This is a genomic window from Pseudoalteromonas sp. Angola-30, from assembly GCF_028599215.1.
Classification (GTDB): domain Bacteria; phylum Pseudomonadota; class Gammaproteobacteria; order Enterobacterales; family Alteromonadaceae; genus Pseudoalteromonas; species Pseudoalteromonas atlantica.
On sequence record NZ_JAQREI010000042.1, the window covers coordinates 1 to 996 of the forward strand.

The window sequence follows — 996 nt, forward strand, 5'->3', positions numbered from 1 at the left end:
ATTGGTATCTACTTTAGTATTCAATATTAACTTCTGGCGAAGTTAAACTGTCACATAACAAAGACCCGTTTGGGTTGTATGGTTAAGTGACTAAGCGTACACGGTGGATGCCTTGGCAGTTGGAGGCGATGAAGGACGTATTAACTTGCGATAAGCCTAGTCAAGCTAGTAAAAAGCGCTTGAGACTAGGATTTCCGAATGGGGAAACCCACCTGCTTGCAGGTATCGTTAACTGAATACATAGGTTAACGAGGCGAACGCGGAGAACTGAAACATCTAAGTACCCGTAGGAAAAGAAATCAACCGAGATTCCGATAGTAGCGGCGAGCGAAATCGGAACAGCCCTTAAGCTTATTATGTGTTAATGGAAGGCTCTGGAAAGTGCCACGATACAGGGTGATAGTCCCGTACATGAAAAGACATTTTAAGTGAAATCGAGTAGGTCGGAGCACGTGAAACTTTGACTGAATATAGGTGGACCATCATCTAAGGCTAAATACTCCCAACTGACCGATAGTGAACCAGTACCGTGAGGGAAAGGCGAAAAGAACCCCTGTGAGGGGAGTGAAATAGAACCTGAAACCGTGTACGTACAAGCAGTAGGAGCCTACTTGTTAGGTGACTGCGTACCTTTTGTATAATGGGTCAGCGACTTATATTTTGTAGCGAGGTTAACCGATTAGGGTAGCCGTAGGGAAACCGAGTCTTAACTGGGCGAATAGTTGCAAGGTATAGACCCGAAACCCGGTGATCTAGCCATGGGCAGGTTGAAGGTTGAGTAACATCAACTGGAGGACCGAACCCACTAACGTTGAAAAGTTAGGGGATGACCTGTGGCTAGGAGTGAAAGGCTAATCAAACCGGGAGATAGCTGGTTCTCCCCGAAATCTATTTAGGTAGAGCCTCGGACGAATACTTACGGGGGTAGAGCACTGTTAAGGCTAGGGGGTCATCCCGACTTACCAACCCTTTGCAAACTCCGAATACCGTAAAGTA

General features: G+C 46.3%; 1 rRNA gene. It reads left to right on the forward strand.

Going from position 1 to position 996, the window contains the following annotated elements:
• Nucleotides 1-80: 80 nt before the first annotated feature.
• A 23S ribosomal RNA gene (locus PSH54_RS20495) occupies nucleotides 81-996 on the forward strand; the annotation flags it as partial.